11 protein-coding genes are annotated in these 23,889 nt (G+C 51.9%); 2 read left to right on the forward strand and 9 right to left on the reverse strand.

Annotated elements, in window-relative coordinates:
* Positions 1-100: 100 nt before the first annotated feature.
* The 8 genes from VCU37_RS00810 to VCU37_RS00845 all read right to left on the reverse strand — a co-directional run bounded on the left by VCU37_RS00810 (position 101) and on the right by VCU37_RS00845 (position 19,025).
* Positions 101-2,623 carry an ABC transporter permease gene (locus VCU37_RS00810; RefSeq protein WP_336248732.1) on the reverse strand — a complete coding sequence of 841 codons (2,523 nt, stop codon included), beginning with the start codon at positions 2,621-2,623 and terminating at the stop codon, positions 101-103.
* Positions 2,624-2,635: 12 nt separating this feature from the next.
* The gene (locus tag VCU37_RS00815) at positions 2,636-5,158 is read right to left on the reverse strand and encodes an ABC transporter permease (RefSeq protein WP_336248733.1); all 2,523 of its coding nucleotides are present in this window, start codon (positions 5,156-5,158) and stop codon (positions 2,636-2,638) included.
* A gap of 79 nt (positions 5,159-5,237) precedes the next feature.
* Positions 5,238-6,332 carry a BMP family lipoprotein gene (locus tag VCU37_RS00820; protein WP_336248734.1) on the reverse strand — a complete coding sequence of 365 codons (1,095 nt, stop codon included), beginning with the start codon at positions 6,330-6,332 and terminating at the stop codon, positions 5,238-5,240.
* On the reverse strand, positions 6,329-7,567 hold the full coding sequence (locus VCU37_RS00825) for an ABC transporter ATP-binding protein (protein WP_336248735.1): 1,239 nt from the start codon (positions 7,565-7,567) through the stop codon (positions 6,329-6,331). Before VCU37_RS00825 ends, VCU37_RS00820 begins: the two co-directional genes overlap by 4 nt.
* Before the next feature lie 20 nt (positions 7,568-7,587).
* The gene (locus VCU37_RS00830; protein WP_336248736.1) at positions 7,588-10,125 is read right to left on the reverse strand and encodes an ABC transporter permease; all 2,538 of its coding nucleotides are present in this window, start codon (positions 10,123-10,125) and stop codon (positions 7,588-7,590) included.
* Between the two features lie 71 nt (positions 10,126-10,196).
* Positions 10,197-10,823 carry a pyridoxal 5'-phosphate synthase glutaminase subunit PdxT gene (gene pdxT, locus VCU37_RS00835; RefSeq protein WP_336248737.1) on the reverse strand — a complete coding sequence of 209 codons (627 nt, stop codon included), beginning with the start codon at positions 10,821-10,823 and terminating at the stop codon, positions 10,197-10,199.
* On the reverse strand, positions 10,780-11,667 hold the full coding sequence (gene pdxS, locus VCU37_RS00840; RefSeq protein ID WP_336248738.1) for a pyridoxal 5'-phosphate synthase lyase subunit PdxS: 888 nt from the start codon (positions 11,665-11,667) through the stop codon (positions 10,780-10,782). The genes pdxT and pdxS overlap by 44 nt, the downstream gene beginning before the upstream one ends.
* 185 nt (positions 11,668-11,852) lie before the next feature.
* Entirely contained in the window at positions 11,853-19,025 is a 7,173-nt protein-coding gene (locus tag VCU37_RS00845) for a putative Ig domain-containing protein (RefSeq protein WP_336248739.1), read from the reverse strand.
* A gap of 262 nt (positions 19,026-19,287) precedes the next feature.
* Between VCU37_RS00845 and VCU37_RS00850 the strand changes: the two genes are divergently transcribed.
* On the forward strand, positions 19,288-20,256 hold the full coding sequence (locus VCU37_RS00850; RefSeq protein WP_336248740.1) for an NUDIX hydrolase: 969 nt from the start codon (positions 19,288-19,290) through the stop codon (positions 20,254-20,256).
* A gap of 342 nt (positions 20,257-20,598) precedes the next feature.
* A complete protein-coding gene (locus tag VCU37_RS00855) occupies positions 20,599-21,279 on the forward strand; it encodes a hypothetical protein (protein ID WP_336248741.1) in 681 nt (226 codons plus the stop codon).
* A gap of 101 nt (positions 21,280-21,380) precedes the next feature.
* Here VCU37_RS00855 and VCU37_RS00860 read toward each other — a convergent pair whose 3' ends face one another.
* On the reverse strand, positions 21,381-23,654 hold the full coding sequence (locus VCU37_RS00860) for a cell wall-binding repeat-containing protein (protein WP_336248742.1): 2,274 nt from the start codon (positions 23,652-23,654) through the stop codon (positions 21,381-21,383).
* Between the last annotated feature and the right edge of the window lie 235 nt (positions 23,655-23,889).

The following is a 23,889-nucleotide window of genomic DNA, read 5'->3' on the forward strand; positions in this document are numbered from 1 at the left end:
TGATGACAATCAAAACCTATCAATAAGTTGCTATTAATAATCATGAGTTAACATTATGGTTTGCTCAGTACTTAACATTGCATGCACATAAAGAAAACTGCTATTCGGCCATGGCCTCAAGTTCATTGATATTGGCAGCCTGACGAGCTGGGACAATTGCGGCAAGCACACCGATGACTAATGAACCAATAATCATCCAGACGATCGGTACCCACGGATAAACAGTTCGGCTGATCCCGAGCCCAGACAAGCTACTCACTAAAGCCCAGGACAGGCCGATACCCACACCCAAACCGATGATCGTGCCAAAGATCGTCGTAAGCACACTTTCGAGGGCGATCATCCCCATAATGCCCACTCGATTCATCCCAATAGCTCGTATCATTCCAATCTCTCGGACACGTTCCATCACACTTAGGGCAAGGGTATTAATAATCCCAAAGACAGAAGTGATAATGCTCAGCGCCAATAAAGCATACAAAATAGATAAAATGAGATCGATTTGGGCAGAATCCTCTCCCCCGATCTCCTCACGAGTGGCGGCATGGTAGATCGCATTATCAACAAACTGGGCATTGATATCACGCTGCACTTGTAGAAGATCAGCATCATCGTCCACGATGATGTCAACGGCTATCGGCTGTGCGTTTTGGCCAAAAAGCTCCTCAACCCAGGTGTCTGGAACAACTACCTCAGAAAATAGCGCAGGAGCTTCGACAAGGGCACCAACCTTTGCTTTCTTCTCCCCTAACCTTGTGGCAACAGTAAGTTCATCCCCCACGTTCCACGCATCTTTATCCCCACGAAGCACGTTGATGAGTACGTCTCCCTGAGCAAGTGCGTCCGGATCACCGTCAAGTACCTTCTGGGTACGGAAATTCGTGACATCGGGGCTAACCATCATCGTTAGCGAAGAAACCGTGTCGCTATCCCTGGTGATCGCCATATTGGATAGGTACAACCATGAGCTTTGACTAATTCCCTCAACATCAGCGATTTTCTCTGCTTCTGATCGTGGAACGGGCGCACCTGAACCTGTGTAAACAACAAGATCAAAATTGGTATTACTCTCCAGTACCTGCGTGGACCCTTGTTTAAGTGACGTACTCAACGTGGCCCCAGTAATAACCAATGCCACCCCAATCAAAAGCGCCCCAGCGGTAGAGGCCGTTCGTTTCGGGTTACGCACAATATTGCCCACGGCAAGCCTCGTGTGAACCGGCCACAGGTTGTGAAATGGCTTGGCAACAACCTGCACGATAGGTACAGCCGCTATGCGTAGGGCACCAAGTACCCCGAACAGGACAAGTACCGCCCCGTACCCTACGGTTTTAGGCTCTGGTGTTATTGCACCCACATAAGCAGTGCCAGCCCCAGCGAACATCACGGCACAGAACACCCAGTTGACCCAGGTCACCACTTGTTCTTGAACACCGCTGGCGTTGCGTAATACCTCAAGAGGATCGGTCAATGCTGCGCTTCGCGCACTGAGCAGCGCCCCAACAATTGTGACGATCATGCCAGTGATGAGGCCAATACCCATTATTTCCAGGGTCATTGTATTCATCGCAATTTCGATATTGAGACTTGAAAAGAGTGCCCCAATACCTACGGTGAGTGCTATGCCAAGCGCGATACCAAGCACAGAACCTAAGATCCCGATTACTACCGCTTGCCCAATAACCAATCCAAAAATAGATCCAGGCTTAGCACCGATAGCGCGTAACATCGCAAATTGTTTCATGCGCTGGCGCACCACCATGGCAAAGGTATTGGCGATGACAAATGAACCAATAAAAATACTTAAGAAAACAAAGACCATTAGGAAAACACTGACGAATCCCAGGCCGGTTTCTAGCGCCTTAAACCGGTCTTGCGCGTAATAGTCAGCGCTCATCACGATGGCATCAGCTGGAATGGTTTTTGCAACCGTTTGAATTGCCGTTGTGACGTCTTGGCCCGGTTCAAGGTAGACCTCAAAGCTCGGAACTTTGTTGTCAGGGATGGTCAATGGCTCGATGACATCGCGTTCCATAAGCACAATCACCGAACCAAAGGTGGGGTCAATTGCTTCTAATGCACCTGTGATCCTGACCTTGCGAGAACCACCATTGATGGTCAAGGTTGTAGTGTCACCGACGTGTAAATCATTTGCTTCGAGTACGTTTTCGAATAACACAACTTCGTGTTGCCCGTAGGGCCATCGCCCGTTGACCAGTTTTCCCCAACGGTCATCATCGTAATAAGGACGTACGATCGTCGGCGCTCCGGCATTATCAATCGCCTTGCCACTGCCATCTTCGATTTGTGCGTTTTGGGTGCTAATTCCTGGTTCGACTAGTGCCCCCGATCCGAGTGCGTGGCGAATCTTATACTCATAATCCAACGGTAAGGAACGACGAATCGAAGACCCTAATGACTCACTCAGCCGTTGGCCAACAACAAAGACATTGGCTCGGGTGGATAGCCCTATGATCGTATCAAAGGTTGACTGAAGCGAGTCACGTAACGTTAGTGTCCCAGTAAGAAACGCGACCCCAAGGGCCACGCTTAGCATCGTGAGCAAGAACCGAGAAAGTCCTTCAGTTACTTCTCGCCAGCTGATTCTAAGGAGTGCCCACATAATGCTGGCGCCTTATTCGGTCATCGCTTGGAGTTCATTCACTCGTGCGGCACGGAGAGCAGGAATATAGGCAGCGAGGACACCGATGATCATTGCCCCAATAATCAAGGCCGCGATCGTACCCCACGGGAAGATGACCTTGCTGATACCCAGTTGCACCAAAGCGGCTACTAATGCCCATGACAGCCCAAGGCCGATACCCATACCGATAATCACACCAAAGATCGTTAGTAAAACACTTTCGAGCGTAATCATGGTCATTACCCCGCTACGGCTCATCCCGATAGCGCGAATCATCCCAATTTCTCGAACACGATCCATCACACTCAAGGCTAACGTGTTTACGATGCCAAAGACCGCAGTAACGACACTAAGGGCAAGTAAGGCATACAGAATGGCAAGGATGAGATCAATTTGTGCACCGTCTTGACCGTTTACTTCCTTGGCAGTACGGGCTTCATAGGTTGCATGTTCAACAAATAATTGATTGATGTCATGCTTGACGGTTTCAAGGTCAGCGCCATCATCGATCTTGATGTCTATAGATACCGGATCGGCTGATGAGCCCAGCAACTCTGCTGACCAGCTATCGGGTAGCAGGATACTGGAGAAAAATACCGGGCTTTCAATAATGGCCCCAACCTTGGCGGTTCTTGACCCAAATGGGGTAGTGATTGTTACCTCATCCCCGACAGCCCACGCATCACGATCAGTACGCAGGGTATTAATCATGATCTCATTATCTGCTAAGGCATCATCATCACCATCTAGGACCGTGTAGTTGCGAAAATCCTTCACATCATTGGCCACGAAAGTGGCAACATCACTTGCGGTTTCTTGGTCACGTTCGATAGCAACTTGTCCGATATAGGACCAGTTTTGCCGTTGTACCCCGTCAATATCAGCAATTTTCCCTGCGTCACTACGAGAAACGACTCGGCCTTGCCCGTCATACACAAAGAGGTCAATGTCGGTGTAGTTGCTGATTAGATTGGTACCTCCACCCTTGAGTGACGAACTCAGCGTTGCTCCAGCCATCACCAAAGCCACACCGATCACCAGTGCACCTGATGTGGATGCGGTGCGTTTGGCATTGCGCACAATATTCTCAACAGCCATGTGGGTTTGAACAGGAAGCACTACCGCAAAGGGTTTGGACACAACCCTGATAATGGGATTGGCAATAACACTCAACAGGCCAAGGGTGCCAAACAATACGGCAGCGGCACCATACCCCACCATCGTCAGATCGGTTTGTTGGGCACCAATTACGGTAATCAGAATGCCAATACCCAACACCAGCGCACTCACCCAATTAACCCAGGTTATGTTCGCATCATTCGCACCTTGGGCATTGCGTAACACATCAAGCGGATCGGTCAGTGCTGCCGTCCTTGCGCTTAAGACGGCCCCGATGGTGGTTACCACAAGCCCGGTGCCCAATCCAATCAGCATGGTCGGCAGTGACATTGCCACAAGGTTAATTTCGAGCCCGATCTGACTAAAGAGTACGCCCACGCCAGCCATCAGGGTCATACCAAGCACAATGCCGGCAAGTGAACCCAAAAGCCCAATCGCAATCGCTTGGGTAATGACGAGGACAAAGATACCCGTCGGTGAGGCACCGATGGCACGCAGCATAGCGAATTGCTTTAACCGCTGTCGTACGACCATTGCAAATGTATTTGCAATGACAAATGAGCCGATAAAGATGCTGAGGAATACAAATACAAGAAGGAAGATACTTATAAATCCCAGCCCCGATTCAAGGGCGGTGTACCGATCAGCCGTGTAGCGCTCCTTGCCCATCACGATCGTATCGGCGGGTAGCTCGTGAGCGATGCGCTGAATGGCGTCTGCGACGGGAATATCGTCTGGCAAATAAATCTCAAACCCCAGGACCTTCCCGTCGGGGGCTGCAATTGATTCAATCGCATCACGGTCCATGAAGATCTGAACTGTTCCGAATGATGGCTGTTCAAAGGCAATGGAGCCCGTAATTGTTACCTGCCGACTTCCCCCAGCCAAAATAAGCGTGGTGCGATCGCCTACGTGAAGCCCATTTGGTTCTAAGGCTGCCTTGTCAACCAAAATCTCTCGAGAACCCTTTGGCCACCGGCCTTCTTCCAAGGATCCCCACAACGGGTCAGCTTGGTACGGCTGAACAATTGTGGGGGCTCCAGCATTGGAAATGATTTCACCTTCTGCATTTTCTAAGCGCGCATCGACCGTATTCATAGTCGGGTCAACAACGGCTTGATCGTCAAGGCTGCGGCGAATCTTGTGTTCATATGAGACTGGCATTGAGCGCCGTACCGAAGAACCCAAGGTTTCACTGATCTTGGTACCAACAACAAACACATCTGCACGTGAACTCAACCCGATAATGTCATCGAAGGTGGACTGTAATGAGTCACGTAATGTCAGTGTTCCGGTAAGGAATGCAACCCCAAGCGCAACACTCAGCATGGTAAGAAAGAAGCGAGAAAACCCTTCGCGGACCTCACGCGCACTTATCTTAAATAGTGCCCTCATGCTGCATTCCTTCTGTATTCAAGGTGTAATCGCACGCTGATACTTGCTCTTGTCGCTTACGGGAGACTACTAGGTCTCCCTATTTCTTCTCATCTTCCTTTTCCCATGCTTCAATCTGGTCGTCAACGGCTTCAGCGACTTTCGTATTCAAGTCTGGGCGAACTTCGAGATACACATCATCTTGTCCAACACCAACTGAGACGGTGCGTTGATACTGCGGATTGTTACTCGTGATCAGGTCAACAAGCTCTCGGCGTAAGGGCCGAACCAAGGTGGCAATGACCGGCTCTTTTGGTGCTTTCGTATCCTCTGTGCCTACCGTAATGACCTGCTTGCGGTGGGTCCGTGCGGCAGCCAGCACGCCCTCATTGCCTTTACCAAGTAAGGAGAACACCACTTGTGCACCATCTGTATACAGCTGGTTAGCGGCATTATTTGCTTGGGTCGCATCTTCAATGCCATTCGTATAAATCACCCGCACATCCATGTCGCCACGAACAGACTTTGCACCATCTCGGAAACCATTGACATAGGCGTCAGAATCTGCCCCTGGATAGGCTGCAACAATACCAACAATGCGGGCATCAGGGTTGGCTGATTGAGGGAATAGCTCCGTGTCTACTGTGGCAAGACCGGCCACACGACCAGCAAGCCAAGCCCCACGCTGATTATCAAAACGGATATTCGTTACATTTGGTAACTCGATATCAGTATCCCAAGTTATCCAGTACTTATCTGGCGTTACTTTTGCCGCTTCAAGGATCCAAGGAGCGAGTTGCCCGGTCCCTGCAACGAGAAACTCTGCATCAGATGCCGCAATTGACCGCAAGGTTGTCTGCCAATGGTCAGAGTTAATGGCATCGTGGTCAAAGACTTTTACGTCGTAATGTTCGTTCCGTAAGTCTTTGGCGGCATCTTCAATCGCACGAAAATCCTGTCGTGTTTCTTCTTTGCCATTAAGGGCAATCCGCACCTTTGCAATGGTTGCTTCACCTGTAGCAACGTCAGTCGGTTTGGCTGATTCAGATTCTGCTGCTACTTCACTACTGGTTTCACTGCCAGGGTCAGGTTCCGTTCCGCCGGTGCCCGCCACCAAGGCAAAGCCGATCGCAACAGCGCCCAATACAAGGATTACAAGGACAACCCCAAGGAGGACCTTTAAAAACCGTTTCATGATTCCTCACCACCGGTAAACCCGTAGTGTTCAACGGGAACATCAAGTGACGGGGATGATGGTGGTGGCGTCACTTCGCCCGATTCGGGATCCTTATCTTGTTCGGTTTCCGGACTCGTACCTTCGGTGGCATGAGTCAAATCTTGGGTTTCGTCAATCCCAGGAGGGGGTACAGATGGCGTGTTCTGATCTACATCCTCGGCTTCTTCGTACACGGCAGTGATTTGTCCGGAGGATAATGGTTCCTCCGGCTTGTCATAGACATGAACGTGGACATCACCGCTCACCGTTACGCGCCCAAGGCCTGGAATCATAAACGCCTTGTCACCATCCTGATCGACCCCAATAAATTGGGGTTCATCAGCCGATGAGGTTGCAGTCGGTGCTATGGGAGATGGTGGTGTTGACGGCGTAGCAACTGTATGCAAGCTCGGTGTGTACGGGCCAGATACCGATGAAGGGGAAGCAAGTTCGCGTCCTTGGGCGCTGAAGGTCCGTAATGCATCCAATACCGAATCAGTTGTGGGAGAACGCATTTCTGCTTGCATCTCCCCATCGCGTAAAAAGACAACCCGGTCGGCCCACGCTGCAGCGGTGGGTTCGTGCGTCACCATGATCACGCTTTGGCCAAGTTCGTCTACCGCGTAGCGAATGAACCCCAACACCGAATCGGTTGCTTCTGAATCGAGGTTACCGGTGGGTTCATCAGCAAATACAACTGCCGCATCAGATACCAGTGCGCGCGCACAGGCAACACGCTGTTGTTGCCCACCAGATAGCTCGGCGGGACGGTGTGTAAGGCGGTTCCCAATTCCAAGTGCGCTGATAACCGCATCAAAGCGATCACGATCGATCTTTCGCCCTGCGATATCACTGGGGAGGGTGATATTTTCTTGGGCACTCAAGCTAGGAATCAGGTTGAACGCCTGGAAAATAAACCCGATATTGTCCCGTCGGAATGTGGTGCGTTGGGCGGCACTCATACTTGAGACCAGTGCCCCGTTTACATTCACCACACCGCTTGAAATACTGTCTAGGCCCGCGGTGCAATGCATGAGGGTGGATTTACCGCTCCCAGAGGGACCCATAATGGCGGTGAATTGACCACGGCCAAAGGTCACATCGACATCATGAAGGGCGGTGACGGACACATCGCCACTGCCATAGACCTTACGAAGTCGTTCGGTTTCAACAATGGGATGGTCAACTGGAGTAATTGGACGTAGTGATGACATCGTTCTTTTCCTTCGCTTGATTATTCAGCCATTGCTGACAACACATTGATCTTTGAAGCTCGATTCGCTGGTATCGCTGCCGCAATGATGCCAACCACAATGGCACCGATAATCACGACACCGATCGTACCGAACGGCACGGTTGTTCCGCCGATACCAAGGTCTTTAAGGGCGGTGACAAGAGACCACGCCAACCCAACACCCGTGATGAGACCAACGACGGTACCCAACAAGGTGATAAGGAGGCTCTCGATAGTGATCATGCCCATCACATTGCGACGGTTCATCCCAATTGCCTGGCTCATACCAATTTCACGGGTCCGGTCCATGACGCTGAGTGCAAGGGTGTTGACAATGCCAAAGACCGCTGTAATCACGCTAAGCGCAAGGAGGGCATAGAGGATGCCAAGAATGGTGTCGAGCTGTTTTCCGATTTCTCCACTCATTTCTTCAGCATTATTAGCCTTGTAAGGCAACCCATCATCAATCTTGGCATTGATATCCCGTTTGACCGTCTCGACATCAGCCTCATCATCTACCTTGATATCCAAAGTGAGGGGGTCTCGAGCCTCGGGGTCTAGGTCTTTGATCCACGTTTTAGGAAGAATCAGCGCCATATCCAAGCCTGGTGCGTCAACGATCGCACCCACCTTTGCCGTCCGCTTACCATAGGGTGTTACGAAGGTGACTTCATCGTCGACCTTATACGTATCCTTCTTATCAAGACGGGTTTGGTTGATGATAATGCGATCATTTGCTAGGGCATTTTCGTCACCATCTTTGACGGTCTGGGTACGGATATCCCCAATATCGGGGTCAACATATTGGACATATTGCTCTCCGGTTGACGCATTATCATTTTCGCGAGTAACCACCGCCTGACTCACATGTGTGGTAATCACTGAAGAAACACCGTCTACATCTTTGATTTGGTTGACGAGTTGTTCAGGAATAAATCCGCCATTCGACGAGATCACAAACAAGTCGGCCTTCAAATTATTCGCCGCAACGGAGTTGGCTCCCTGTTGAATGGATGCGCTCAACATGCTGCCAGCGATAACGAGTGCGACCCCGATGGTCAATGCTCCTGCCGTTGCGGCGGTACGGGCTCGATTGCGCAAGATATTGCCGACAGCAAGGTTTGTTTCAACCTTGGCGATTCGCCTAAAGAGGCGAGCGGCGAGTGATACGACTGGCCCTGCCATGAAGGCCAGCGATCCCAGCACACCCAAGATCACGAGTGTTGCCCCAACCCCAATGAGCATGAAGTTCGATTGGGTTGCTGCCATCCAACAGGTGACGATACCGATAATCAGCATGACGGCACCGACATAGTTACGCCAGGTATATTCGCGCCGGTCAGCACCTCCTGCATTGCGCAAGACATCAAGCGGGTCTGTCAGCGCAGCTGTTCGTGCACTAAAGAGCGCGCCTGCAATGGTCACAATGAGGCCAACGACACATCCAATCACCATGATTGTTGGACTCATCGTAGGCGTTGAAAGTGGTAACCCAAGCGATTGGAAGAAGACACCGATCGCCATGAGTAAACCAATCCCAAATACGATGCCGAGTAATGACCCAAGAATGCCGATTGATACGGCTTGGGCCAAGACCAGGAAGAATATGCCACGGGGACGAGTCCCAATTGCTCGTAACATCGCGAATTGTTTCATTCGTTGACGAACGACCATTGCAAATGTATTTGCAATAACGAATGATCCTATAAATAAACTAATAAATACGAATACGAGAAGAAATACATTCACAAACCCGAGCTGAGTTTCAATTGTTTCTTCTGCTTCTTTAATTCTTACATCTTTAGACACCACGACCGCATTTGCGGGAACTTGCTTTGCAATATCAGCGATGGTCTTTGGAAGATCTGCGCCTTCAGGCAAGGTAACACCGATGGCTGGCACCTTTTTAACATCGGGAAGTGCCAATGGTTCAACAACATCTCGTTCCATAAACAACAGTACCGCACCAAACGTTGAGAAGTCTCCTTCAATACTCCCCACTATCGTGACGTCACGCGCAGCTCCATTGACATACATCGTTGTGGTGTCACCCACCTTGAGGCCGCTGGATTCCAATGTGGAGGGCAGCATAATCACTTCACGTGGTCCTCGGGGGAAGCGGCCTTCCACTATCTTGGCCCAGAGATCGGTCTCGTAGGCGGGCATCAGGATCGTTGGAGCACCTGAATTAGAAATTACTTCGCCGTTTGCATCTTCGATGCGAACATTGAGCAAGTTCATTTCCGGTTCAATCACGGCGTCAGGGCCGACCACTGAACGAATCTTATGTTCAAGATTCAAGTCAAGATTTTGTCGTGTTTCATTTCCTGATCGTTCATCAATGACAGCACCACGAACATAAAGGTCAGCAGTGATGCCGGCTTTAACAACATCATTAAATGTTGAAGCCAATGTGTCGCGCAATGCCAGGGTTCCTGTTAGAAAGGCTACGCCAAGAGAAACACTTAAGAGCGTGAGGAAGAACTTTCCGAATCCTTCTCGCACCTCACGCCAACTAATTTTGATTAGCGCAAACATTCTGTTTCCTCTTCGTTTGGTTTTGGCCAAACATAGAGGAAACAGAACATCGATTCCTGGGCAAAATACCCCTATAACTTGTTCAAGAAATAGGTATGTAGCCTGAGGTCTTCAGTCAGCTCAGGATGAAACGAACTCACCAAGATATTGTCTGATTCTGCGATCACACAGGTGCCCGAATAGTTCGCCAAGTTAGTAACTGATGGTCCAAGCCGGGTGATGGCTGGCGCCCGAATAAACACCGCATGCATTGGCTCATCCAACCCTTGCACGTCGAGGTCTACTTCAGCACTTGCGATTTGACGGCCGAATGCATTGCGGCGGGTGTCAATGTCGATAAGCCCAAACGTGGTTTGATCACTTGGGGTGCCATCAGCAAGAACTGTTGACCTTCCAGCCAAAATGGCACCCGCACAGGTGCCGTACACACCCATTCCAGTGGCAACCGCTTCACGAATGGCATCAGTGAGCCCCCAACGGTCAGCGAGTTTACCGATTGTGGTTGACTCGCCACCAGGGATGATGAGGCCATGGAGGCCAGCTAACTCTTCCGGTTGACGAATCTTAGTGCCCGTGACACCAAGGGTGTCCAACAGATGCAAGTGTTCAACAACGGCACCTTGTAGCGCAAGAACCCCTACCCGGGGCTTCGCGTTACCAACCACGCTCGGCAAAGCGCATCGGTGCGGGGATTTCATCAACGTTTAATCCCACCATGGCCTCACCTAACCCCTTACTCACTTCAGCAAGCACCTTGGGGTTATCGTAGTTCGTGGTCGCTTCGACAATGGCCTTAGCACGTTTTGCGGGATCACCGGACTTGAAAATACCTGAACCTACAAAAACGCCCTCTGCCCCCAACTGCATCATCATCGCCGCATCAGCCGGTGTTGCTATCCCACCAGCAGTGAAAAGTACAACGGGTAATTTGCCTGTCTCCGCAACTTCATTGACAAGTTCAACAGGTGCCTGAAACTCTTTTGCAGCAACATAGCGTTCATCGGGGTTAAGCCCATGCAGGTAGCGGATTGCCGCGCTGATATCACGCATATGCCGTGTTGCTTCGACAACATTGCCTGTTCCAGCTTCACCTTTGGAACGAATCATGGCCGCCCCTTCAGCAATCCGCCGTAGTGCTTCACCAAGATTGGTAGCTCCACACACGAATGGAACGGTAAAGGCATGTTTATCGATGTGGTGTTCCTCATCAGCAGGGGTCAACACCTCAGACTCATCAATATAGTCAACCCCAAGCTCTTGAAGAATCTGTGCCTCTACAAAGTGCCCTATGCGCGCTTTTGCCATCACTGGGATGGATACTGCATCAATAATTCCACTAATCATTTCGGGATCACTTGCTCTTGCAACCCCGCCTTGAGCACGGATATCTGCTGGCACTCGCTCAAGGGCCATCACTGCCACTGCCCCAGCTTCTTCTGCAATCTTGGCTTGTTCTGGCGTCACCACATCCATGATGACGCCACCTTTTAACATGTCAGCCAAGCCGCGTTTTACTCGATCAGTTCCCGTTTGTGCACTCATGGCCTCCAGGCTACAGACCAACGGCGTGACTGCGGCGATGAAAACACGGTTTTCTTCCTTGCTTAATGATTGCTTACTCACCTGGACCGGCCACTCGATACTGCAATCAGTCACACAGAAATTACGGCCAACATGAACAGAACCGCCCCGGAGGGCGGTTCTGCGTATCCGATTAGAACGAACGGTTACTGCTTGCGCGGCTTCAGTTCGGGATCGGCCGGGGTGTTGTCGGTCCAGTTGAACGTATCCCACTGAATCTTTACACCCTTACCACCGAGAATGTCAGCCACATTCTGCGGAATGGCTTCTGCACCACCGTAGAGCCAGACATGTTGCAGGCCACGGCTCTTGATGCTGTCATCAACGAAGTTCTGCAAACGAGTGTCGTTCACATCAAGTGGTGTGAGCAGCATTGGAGCCTTACGACGAGCAGCCATCGCGCCACCAGCAAGGGCGTCAACGATGTGGTCTGGATCTGAAGCAGCCACACCGATTTCCTGGAAGTTCGTCCAGTGGATCTTGGCTGTCGAGATAGCACGTTCCACAACATCGTTACCACCGACCGTGATGTACCCAGCGGTCACCTTCGGGTCGTAGGTGTACGTGGTCGTGATCTGGTTATTCGCGAAGACTGGCTTCGTTTCATTGGCCAGATTACCCAAGGTGGTGTAGAGGACTGCACCATCCTTGTACGCCATCGCCGTACCGGCGACCAAGGCATCACCGACAGCGGGGTTACCACCGTCAACGATGGAGACCATCTTCGGCTTGCCGAGCTGTTCATAGATCATCGCGGCGGTAGCGAAGCGGTTTTCACCACCGATACGGACAACCTGGAATCCAGCGAACTGCGCCTTTAACTCGGATTCGACCTTTTCACTCAGGGCGACTTCGCGACCCATCATGTAGATCGTCCCACCGGGGCGCAGGATGCGCTTGATCTCAGCAGCCGTGTCTTTGTGGAGCTCGTTGGATGTGCTCAACAAGACTGGTGCGCTCTTGGAATCAGCGAACGGGGTAGCTGCGTTGGCATCTGCGTACTGATCATTACGGGCAATGACTACAGACTGTACGGACTGATCCTTGAACTGACGACGGCTAATCGCAATCGCCGTTTCAATACGGGTCGGGCCCTGTAGACGGGTACCAGTAATCGTGGTGCTGCTAATTCCAGGATTTGATGGGCTCGGTGCCGGATTTTGACCCGGGGCACTGGCACTTGTCACCGTGATGGTGAAGTCGTCAGTAACAACCTTGCCATTTGCACCTGGTACCGAAGCGGTCAGCTTGGTTACACCAACAACGGTTGGGGTACCGGAGATGACGCCATTGGTCTTATCAAAGGTCAAGCCAGCTGGCAGGGCCTTATCAAAGGTGACATCGGCGATATTCGCACGGGCAACGGTTACTCGGATGTCAGGCAGCTTCGTATTCACGACCGTCCGTCCATCAGGAACGTCAATAGTGGCGTCCTGAGCAGATGGATCCGTGTTCGTATTCACCGTCACGGTGGTTTCGAACAAGCTGGTGTGGGTGCCGTCAGTGACCTGGAAGGTGACCTTCGTGGTCGGAATCACCTTATCGGTGACAACGTCCATCGTGTAGCTGTCGCCTTCCTTGCTCAGCTTCACACCTTCAGGAGCAGAGGTCATTGTGACCGTCAGACCCTTCAACGGAGTATCAGCATCAGCGAGGTTAATTGGGCGCTTGATCGCGGGGTCGCCTACCTTCGCGATGACCGGGTTCACCCAGCCCTTAGGTGCGAACTTGTCGCCAGTACGAGGGTTGACCTGCCATGGGAAGGTTTCCTTGATGGGCTTGTTCGGATCATTCGGGTTGGTGATCGTGATGACCACATCAACTGGCTTATCGGTCGGCTTGGTGGGCGTACCCGTAATCGTGATCGTGCCCTTATTCGGATCCCAGTTCGGCGTCAAGCCTTCAGGAAGACCATCAACCTTGGGGGTCTCACCCTGAGGCACGTCATTGGTCCCAATCACCAACGGATCAATCGGCTTATCTTGCGTTGAAGTCTGGCCACCTGGGTTGTCCACGGAAGGCGTGGGCTTAGGTGTCTGCGGCTTCTGATTGACCGTAACAGTCGTTGAGAAGGTGGTCTTGAACTGGCCATCACTGACCGTGAAGGAGACCTCTTCAGTTGGAAGAACCTTGGTTGGTTCAACAACTAAGAACCAGCGGTTGCCTTCGTGCTTCAAGGATGCGATGTCAGGTCCGCTAACACGTTCGACGACAAGCTTGTTCATCTCGGTGTCGGCATCGTGGACGAAGATCTCACGCATGACCGTCGGGTCACCAACCGTGGCGATAACCGGATTCACTACACCCGTGGGTGCCTTGGGTTGTGCAACAGGGTTGACCGTGACCGTTGTCTCAAACAAGGTCTTGTGGGTGCCATCAGTGACCTGGAAGGTGACCTTCGTGGTCGGAATCACCTTATCGGTGACAACGTCCAACGTGTAGTTCTCGCCTTCCTTGTTCAGCTTCACACCTTCAGGAGCAGAGGTCATTGTGACCGTCAGATCCTTCAACGGAGTATCAGCATCACTCAACTTGATCGGCTGCTTGATTGCAGGATCGCCTACCTTCGCGATGACCGGATCGACCCAGCCCTTAGGACCAAACTTCTCGCCACCCTTGGGGTTAACCTGCCATGGGAAGGTTTCCTTGATGGGCTTGTTCGGATCATTCGGATCGGTCACGGTAATGACCACATCAACAGGCTTATCGGTCGGCTTGGTGGGCGTACCCGTAATCGTGATCGTGCCCTTATTCGGATCCCATTTCGGCGTCAAGCCTTCAGGAAGACCATCAACCTTGGGGGTCTCACCCTGAGGCACGTCATTAGTCCCAATCACCAACGGATCAATAGATTCGCCAACCTCGGAGGTCTGACCGCCTGGGTTGTCAATGCTTGGCTTGGGCAGTGGGGTCTTGGCCTTCTCATTCACTGTTACTGATGTCGAGAAGGTATTTTCCAGCTTGCCGTCGCTGACCTTGAAGGAGACCTTGCTCGTTGGAACAACCTTGTCTGTCTTGACAACGAGGAACCAGCGGTCGCCTTCCTTTACCAAGGATGCTGCATCAGGGCCACCAAGCAAGGTGACGACGAGGTCATCATCATCGGTATCAGCGTCAAAGACAAAGATCTCACGCTTGACTGTCGGGTCACCAACCGTGGCAACAACCGGGTTCACCATACCTGTAGGTGCCTTGGTGTTGGCCACTGGGTTCACCGTGATGGTGAAGGTGGTGGAGGCTTTCTGCCCCTTCGCACCAGTCACAGTGGCGGTGAGTTTGGTGACGCCAACCTCAGTTGGGGTGCCATCAATTACACCGAGTTCCGGGTGGTAGGTCAACCCAGCTGGAAGGTTCTTATCGAAGGTCACATTGCGGGTATCCCCGTTCTTGACTTCGATGTTAACCGGAGGAAGCGGAGTATTAACCGTCGTCTGTGTGTCGTTAGCAGAGATGGAGAGCTCTGGAACCTTGACAGCCTCAATGGTCAGTACCTCAGTATCTTGAATGACACCAGCAGCACTCTTCAAAATAACGGTGACGTTGAATACACCTGGAACATCCGGGGTACCAGAGAAGGTCTTGGTTTGTTGATCAAACTTCAGCCAGGTCGGCACGCCAACGATTTCGAGGGCGTCACCAGGCTGACCGTTGTTGATCTTCACCGTTACGGGCTTAATCGGAGTACCGACGTCAACGGTCTGCTTACCCAATGGATCGAGGTCAGAGACCTGAGCACGGAAGGTCTTCACCGTCACGGTGTACGGATCACCCTTCAGGCCTTCCTTATCAGTCGCAACCAGAACAACCTTGGCATTAATTGGCTTGGCACCATCGGCAACCAGGACCCAGCCACCCTTGTCATCTTGACGGACAGAGACACCAGGTACAGGTTCGGCAATCGCAACCTTGACCGTAGCTGGATCTTCGTCAGTAACCGTGATACCAACTTCACGACGCTGACCTTCTGGGAAGATCACATCCGGAGCGTACACAACAGGCTTCTTGTTGGCAGGGGGAGCCAACGGGGCCTTGATATCAATGGTGAAGGTGTCACGGTCTACAACGCTGCCGCCCTCATCAAAGATGGTAACGGTAACGGTGGTCTTCTTGACCTCAGTCGGCACACCGGAAATCACATTGGTCTTAGGATCAAAGGTGATGCCGTCCGGCAGGTTCTCTACCTTCAACTGGTCACCAGGCTGCTTGTCAATGACCTGAACCTTGATTGGTTTGATCGGCTTCTTGACCTCACCGGACTGGTCAGCAATTGGCACTAAGCGAGCCGTCGACTTGCTGGTTGTCACGGTGGCCCAAGTTACGACGGAGGTTGAGAGACCTTCCTTATCGGTAACGGTGATACGCACCTGCGTCGGGTCAATCTTCTTGTCGGTGTTAAGGACAAGTACCCACTTGGACCCATCGAACTTCGCTTCGACAGGAGCCTGAGACTCAACGACGACCTTAAGGTCCTTGATTGGGGTGGTGTCATCGGCAACATTCAGGACAACAGGTGTAAATGCCTTACCCTTTTGGCCGACAAGCTGTCCAACAGAAGCGGTTGGTGCGGTGTTGCCCTTGGCCCGTACCTCAACATTATTGGTGAACGTTGAAGAACGACCGGATGCCTGATCTGTGACCTTGTACGTAACCTGAGTGCGCTGAATGACCTTATTGGTCGCAACGACTAAGACCCAGTTCTTGCCTTCACGAACAACCTTGACACCCTCAGGAGCATTGCCCTGAATAGCAACGTTGAGATCATCGGTCTTGTTGCTGCCATAGCTCAAGGAAATGACACGGCGAGCTTCTTGGTCGCCAACGGTGGCTGTTACATCGCTTACCGCACCAGTCGGCTTGGTCGTGTCCTTGATTGGACGATCAACAACGCTGATCTTGCCCTTTTGGGTGTCCAAGACACGGCCGGCGCCATCCTTCAAGGTTACGGTGATATCGAACTCGCCGACCTTGGAAGGTGTACCGCTGATCTGACGGGTTTTGGGGTTATAGGTAAGCCCGGAACCTTCGGGGATAACAACTTCAATATTGTCGCCAGGCTGTTCACCCGTAATACCAATGGTGATCGTGTTGATTGGGTCACCTACATAGACCTTTTGGTTACCAAGACCAGTGATCTTGGCTGCTGGGTAAACGGCAACTGTGGTCTTGAACTGAGACTTGTTCTTTCCGTCAGTGACCTCAAGAACAACATCCGTGACGTTAATGACCTTTGTGGTCTGAGCAACAAGCTCCCACCCATTGGCACCCTTGCGAACACTGACACCTTCTGGAGCGCTCTTAACCGTAACGGTCAAGTTCTCAACAGGGGTATCAGCATCTTGGAGAGTGATGGGGCGGACCTGTACCGGAGAACCAACACGAGAGATGATGGAGCTGACCTGACCGGTTGGGACAGAGTTATTTGCCTTGGCCTTGATCACCCAGTTAAAGGTGGTCTTGTGCGCTTGACCCTTAACCGTGAATGTCACCTTGTAGGTCTTGACACCACCAGCAACGGTACCAACAATATGGCCGTTCTTGAGACTCAAGCCTTCAGGCAATCCATCAATGACGAGTTGGCCTGCACTCACGCCAGCAGGAAGATGTGGAGCCAGATCCCAATCAACCTTGTCACCAATGTGGTTGGAGCGTTCACTGATCTGAATAACGTTCCAGGTAAAGGTCTTGGTCACACGCTGCTTGTTTACGATCAATGAGACCGTTACTTGCTGTGCACCAGGGGTTGGCGCCGTGGTGCGGCCGACGATCTTGCCGGTTTCGTGGTTGTAGCGCAGACCGGATGGGAGGCCAGCAACCTCAACTTGCTTGAAGTAGGAGGGGTCTACCGGAACGTCAAGAGAAATATCGGTGCCGACCCAGTGAGACTGGTTGGCAATATCCCCAATAACCGTTGGGACATTCTGGTCAACAGAGACGATGGCCGGGAAGGTGGTGGAAAGGCCGGTGTTATCGGTGACCTTAAGTTCGGTCGTGACCTGGCCATCAGTGACCTTCGTAGCTGGAACAACAAGAACCCATGAACCGTCGGCTTGACGTTCTGGCTTAACCTCAGCAGGGTTGTCACCGGAGACAGAAACAGTCAGATCCTTGATGGGGCTATCTGCGTCATAGACGAAGATAGGCTGACGGACTGGCTTCCCAACAACGGTTTCAACAGGCTGGACGAGGCCGATTGGTGCGTAGTGGGGAACCTCAGGCTTTTCCCAGATGCAGATGCCAACCACGACACGGGTCTGTTTTTCTCCATCAGAAATAATGAAAGGAACGCCAGTCAGTGGGATTGGCTTATCACTTGGAACGGTAAGGGTCCAGTGACCATTGGAGCCAGCGAGTTCCCATCCAGCGGGAAGCGGACGCTCGGGGCGAATGGTCAGCTGACCATTAGGAAGCCCATCGTCGAGAGCCTTGATAATCGCGGTGGCCTTTGTCCCTGGGTGACCGGTAGCTTGCTGGGCAATTGGAATAAAGCTTGCGATTGGGGCCTGGTTGACCTTTTGGGAAACAACTTCGACGTTGAACGGTACCGGCTCATTCCTTGCGCCATATTTATCGGTGACAACTACGGCAAGGTTCGAGAAAGAAGCTGCCTTGGATATTGGCACCTCAAGGAACCATGCACCCTCAGTGAAAACAACACGAGAGTTGTCGGGGCGACGTAGTACATCCACCTTGAGGGTACGAATGTCCTGATCGTCACTGACGTTCAATGGTACAAGACCAGTGGAACCTGGACGGTTGGTAGCGTTGAAGCTCACCGACTGCGGTGCTGCCTGTGGTACGGCGTTGCGGGGCTGTACAAGCCAATTGAAATCAAAGCGGTGGGCATAACGACCGCTCTTTACAACAACGCTTACCTCGTACCGTCCAACGGTTGTCACACGACCGGTAATATGACCGTTACGGTCAAAGTGCAGTCCGGGCGGAAGGCCGTACACGCAAATCTGACGAATGTCGTAGCCGCGGAACTCAGCCCACAAGTTGTAATCAACCTGGTCGCCTACCGTATTCGTACGGTTCTGAAGGTTGGCTTGTGGGCGCTGTGGCCACTTCTTTGATTGCGGCACCTGGAAGTGCGGGCGCATCAACCGTGGGTCGTAGTTCTTACGATGGTGGACAAGGGAGAGGTCATCAACCTCGTCGCCACCATCAAGATCTACGGGTGCAACACCGGCAGATTCATTGGCAACAGCCTCGCCTTCTTGGGCAACGGCGGGGTTGACGGGGACGGTCGACAAGACCGAAGCCATTAACCCCAGCGTCATTGCTACGGTTAAAACTTTTTTCGGGGCACCTGAGGCCATAAATTCATTCCTTTTTCGCGTTTACATTTACGAATTTTGGGGCGTTTATATCCCACTAGACGTACCGATAATGCCCCGGTACTAAGCGAAACTCCAAAATAAAAACTTTGCGTATTCTTTTGCTTACAGATGGTGAGCCGTTTAATGAATCGGCGTCAAAAAGTAGTCCTATAGGGCAAGTTAGCGCGACGGGCGAATAGGACGTTTACCGCATCCTTCAAGGAGGCAGAACATCCCGTTGCCTACGCATTAAGCTGCATCTATGACCCCGGTTGATACCTTGCCCCTCCTATTGCCCCATCTCAGCACCGCAACACGAATCATTTGTATGGATGAAGCGGCGGCCACCGTTCTAGACGAACGCCTCCCGCAGACTGAGGTATTCAGTATGGATCCTGCCCGATATAACGGAGCGCCTGTGGACGCTTGTCTACTCCTAGACGGCGATGTTGCCGCACGGGGGGTACAGGGGCCGGTACTCATTGCCAAGGCTATTGATACGACGCGACCAGGGGGGCTAATCGCGGCGTTGGTTCCCAGTCAACGATTCACTCAGGCGTCAGGGAAGGCTGGCGGCATGTTGGCCGAAACATTGCACCATGCAATGGCCGAGCGAGGCCTTGATGTCTTCACGATGCTGGCACCAGGTGCAGGGGCCAACCTCGGTGGCCGACCATACGCGGGGTATGACGACATCACGATAGATCGCACACCGGGACTATTAGATGCTGGTCCCTTTATTCTTGCCCTTGCCCATACTTGGAAAGGCAGCGACGAACGTAGCGCAAACTTTTTCGCGAGCCTACCGATGCGCGTAGCGGCAGCTTCAGCAATTTGTTTCCATCCGGTGACCGGTGAACTGCTTTGCGTCTACGACAACTTTAAACAAGGTTGGACGCTTCCTGGCGGTGTAGTAGATAAACACGAAAGCCCCGAAGAGGGTGCTATACGTGAATGTTTTGAAGAAGCAGGGGTTGCAGTTGAAGTAACAGCATTCGCAGGATTGTTTACCCACTCAAACCCTGAGCGATTGCACTTTTTATATTTTGCATCCCCAGTTGGACAGCACTGGGAACACCCTCAAACAGCGCACCCACACGAGATTGATGATGTGGCTTGGTTCTCCCTTGATGAGGCGAATAAAAAACTCAATGCCTATATGTGGCACAAGGTAGCGACCTGCCTTGATGTACCTGGAAAGACATGGCCATTCGATCCCAATCAGCAATAACTGAACCCGATACATGCGGCTACGTCCCTCTGTCATTGGGTTACGTATGAGTCGGTCTTATCCTATGACCATGTTCAATATGCATTAACAAAGGTGGCTAGTGCGCTTAATGCCGTATCAGTAGTTACGCTACCTCTATTACACTGTTTCTAATCATATTAATACGTATAGAACGTCTTTATTTATTTTGCGATACTGTATATCCACCCTATTACTCGATGCTGCGTCGAGGTGTATGATTTGGGTTGAAGGGAGGTCCACCACGGCTACTTGTGCTGGCCAACCGTCATGGGCGCGCCACTGCCTCCCCTACCTGGAACCGAGAAAGGATTGACAGAACAAATGGCCATTCAAGTTTATAAAACGTTATCAAAGATCGTGGGAATCATTCTTGCGCTGGTTGGTGTGGGCGCGTTATACGGGGCCATGTTTGCCAATTCCTTTATAACGGCACAATTTGAAGACCAAAATATTCACTTTCCATCTGAAGAGGCCATCAATGCTCAGGTCGAGCAGGGAAGGATTACTGAGGAGGACGCCCAAGTCATTCGTCCGTATGCCGACCAGATTCTCCTCAATGGCGATCAGGCGAAGGCCTTTGCTGATCACTATATTTTCGCCCACATGCGCAATTCCGCCAAGAAGGCTGGCTTAGAGGGCGAGGAAGCAACCTACGAAGGTGCAGGAGACCCAGCCAGGGAAGCCAAGACGGCACTTACGGACCGAATCAAGGCCGACAACCCCAGTGATGACGAAGCCACCATTGCAGCCAAGACCACCATCGAAATGGCGAACCCCCTATCGACCTACCCAGAAGCCAAACGGGCTGCCGAGTTAGATTCCTTGCGCAACGAAGTGCTATTCCGGGGTAACGCTATCCGTGGCATGCTACTAAACGCATACGGGTGGGGGTTGCTCGGTAAGATTGCAAACGTGGCTGGAATCGCACTCATCATCATTGGTATTGCGCTTGCTGGATGGGGGTTCATTCCATCCAAGAAGAATACCGAAGCAGCAGCGTAACCATCTCACGATAGCTAACCCTAGTCACCAGACGTTCTGGTAGTAACAGCAAAGACGGTAGTGGACGGGAGCACGTAGGTGCTCCCGTCCACGCTGTTTAGTTACGGCTTATAGGGAGTTGTATTCCACGTCAGGGTGACATCTTTGCCGAACAACCCTTCGAGACTGGCTTGGTTGATCGCTTCGGGGCCACCGTAGGCACGGACCGTCTTTAGTTGCTGATCACTTACCAGTTTCGACAGGTAGGTCCGTAACGTCCCATCGTGCCCATCACCGAGTACAAGGAGGAGTGGGGCACCCATTTGGGCTGCATCCACGCCACCAGCGAGCGCATCAACAGTGTTCGCTTCCTTACCAGATGTAAGGGCCACCGCGGGCACCGTCTTAAAGAATTGTTGCGCCGTTGTGACCGCACGCTCAGCTGAATTAGAGCCGGCAATGAGTGTTGCCTTAGCCTGGTCAGCTATGGCACGTTCATAGGCATATCGTGTTTTTACTGATGTACCGCCAAGAAGCGCTTGTGTTTCAGGGGGAATGTTCCCAAGGCTCGTATAGAGAATTGCCCCAGGTGTTGCTTTACCACCATCAGTGACCTGCGCCATGGCAGTTCCCGCCACAAGTGCATCAGCCATGGTGCGGTTATCAGCATCGACAAGCGCAACCGTGCCAGGCTGGTTGAGCTTGCGGTAAATCTCAACTGATGTTGCGAATCGGTTTACTCCACCAATCCGTTCAATCGTTGCCTGGGGGAAGGCTGTTGCAAGTTCAGTCTGTACTTGCTCAGAAATCGCAACGTGCTGGCCCATCAGGAGCATCTTGCCTGACGGCTTCAATACCCGTTGCAACTCTTTCAACGTGGCAGGATGCAGTTGGTCAGACTGTGTAAGCAACACTGGTGCTTTTGCCTGATAAGCCAGAGGTGTTGATGCTACCGCATCAGCAACTTGATCAGCACGGGCAAGTACAACCGTGTCTGCCTGTTTGTCGCCATAGCGTTGCTGACTGATAGCTACGGCGGTTTCGACACGAGTCGGCCCGCTTACACGGGTCCCTTCAACCGTACCGGCAGGACCTGGAGAAGGATTTGGCGTTGGTGTTGGCGTTGGAGTTGGATTCGGCAGTGGAGCAGCCGGTGGCGGTACCGGTGAAGGCGTCTTGATGGTGAACAATATTCGTTTTGCATCTTGGGGCGCACCCGTTGCGTCCCGGAATGCCACAACTGCGCTGAATGTTCCGACCTTTGTTGGGGTACCACGCACCGTGCGTGATGCCGCATCGAAGGTCACCCCTTCGGGAAGACCCTTAACCTCGATGACATCGGTAGGAACAGGGTTTTCGACCTTAATGGTGAACGGCTGAATGGGTGTATTAACAATCTGGTCGACTGTTTCAGGAACACCCAGCAATGCACGTGTTTTCAGGGCGGGATCGTCCACTTGCAGCGTTGTCCACTGATCTGTCCTAACACCATCAGGTTCAACCATTGTGATTTTGACAGGAGTAGGTGCTACCGCATCCTTTGTATTCAAGGTGATCTGCCAGCGAAGGTGCGCACGCCGCAAGGAAAGGAGTGGGTTATCAGCCTCAAACTTCAGCTCACTTAAAGGGAACTCACCAGAATGATGCTGGATGGGGAATGCGTTGCGGAGCTCATCACCTTTTGTTGCCTTGATGATCGGAACGTCAAAGGCCCCTGGCACGCGCGGGGCATTGGGTTCAAGTACCGTGATCTTAAAAGACAACCGGTTTATCTCGTTATTTGTCTTATTGATCAACCGCTCAGTGACGGTATACACCCCCGCCTTGGTGGGCGTTCCCTCGATATAGGTGATCAATTTTCGGTTTGGGTTTGGTGGCACAGGGTTATGGACAAGACCAGGTGGCAACCCTTCAATTTCGACATGTGTGCCGTCTACATCTTCATCGGCGATATCAACGACATGAACCAAGATCTTGTCTATCGCTTTGCCGATACGGCCATACCGATCAACAGTTGGGTGCATGTAGGGAACTGCAGCTCGAATACCTACACGCATTTTTGCGGTCGTTGAGCGTTGCTCGGTATCGGTTGCCGTGACAAAGACGTCTATGGTACTGGTGTAGTTCGTGGTGTCAATGGACAGATACCAACCATCTGATTCATAGGCAACAGTCGCTTTATGCTCCGTTTCCACCGCAACCTTCAAATCACGGACCGGTGTGCTGTCATCAGTGATATCTAGCTTTGTACGACATGGTTCAGCTTGTTTGCACCGAACTGTCTTATCGGGAAGTTTCACAACCGGCGGGGCATTTACCGCTGGTGGCTGTGCTTGTACAGGCGCAGGACTGACAAACGGTACGCCTGGGAGGGGAATCAAGAGTCCTACCGCCATGCAAACGGCAGTTGAAAGAGTACGGATTTTGAACGCCATCGGTGCCTTCTTTCTCAATCAACACATTGGATAGTGGTTTGAATGGGACAAAATCAAGACCGATTATCTCTCAATCTGCGAATGCATGACAATTGCATCAACTACTTAGGGTATTAAAGTCACTACTCCTTATGGTCTCTCCGCACTAAAGGTTCGCTAAACGACCGATTGCTGGTGCTTTTAGCACCAGCAATCG

The organism is Stomatohabitans albus (assembly GCF_036336025.1).
Lineage (GTDB): Bacteria > Actinomycetota > Nitriliruptoria > Euzebyales > Euzebyaceae > Stomatohabitans > Stomatohabitans albus.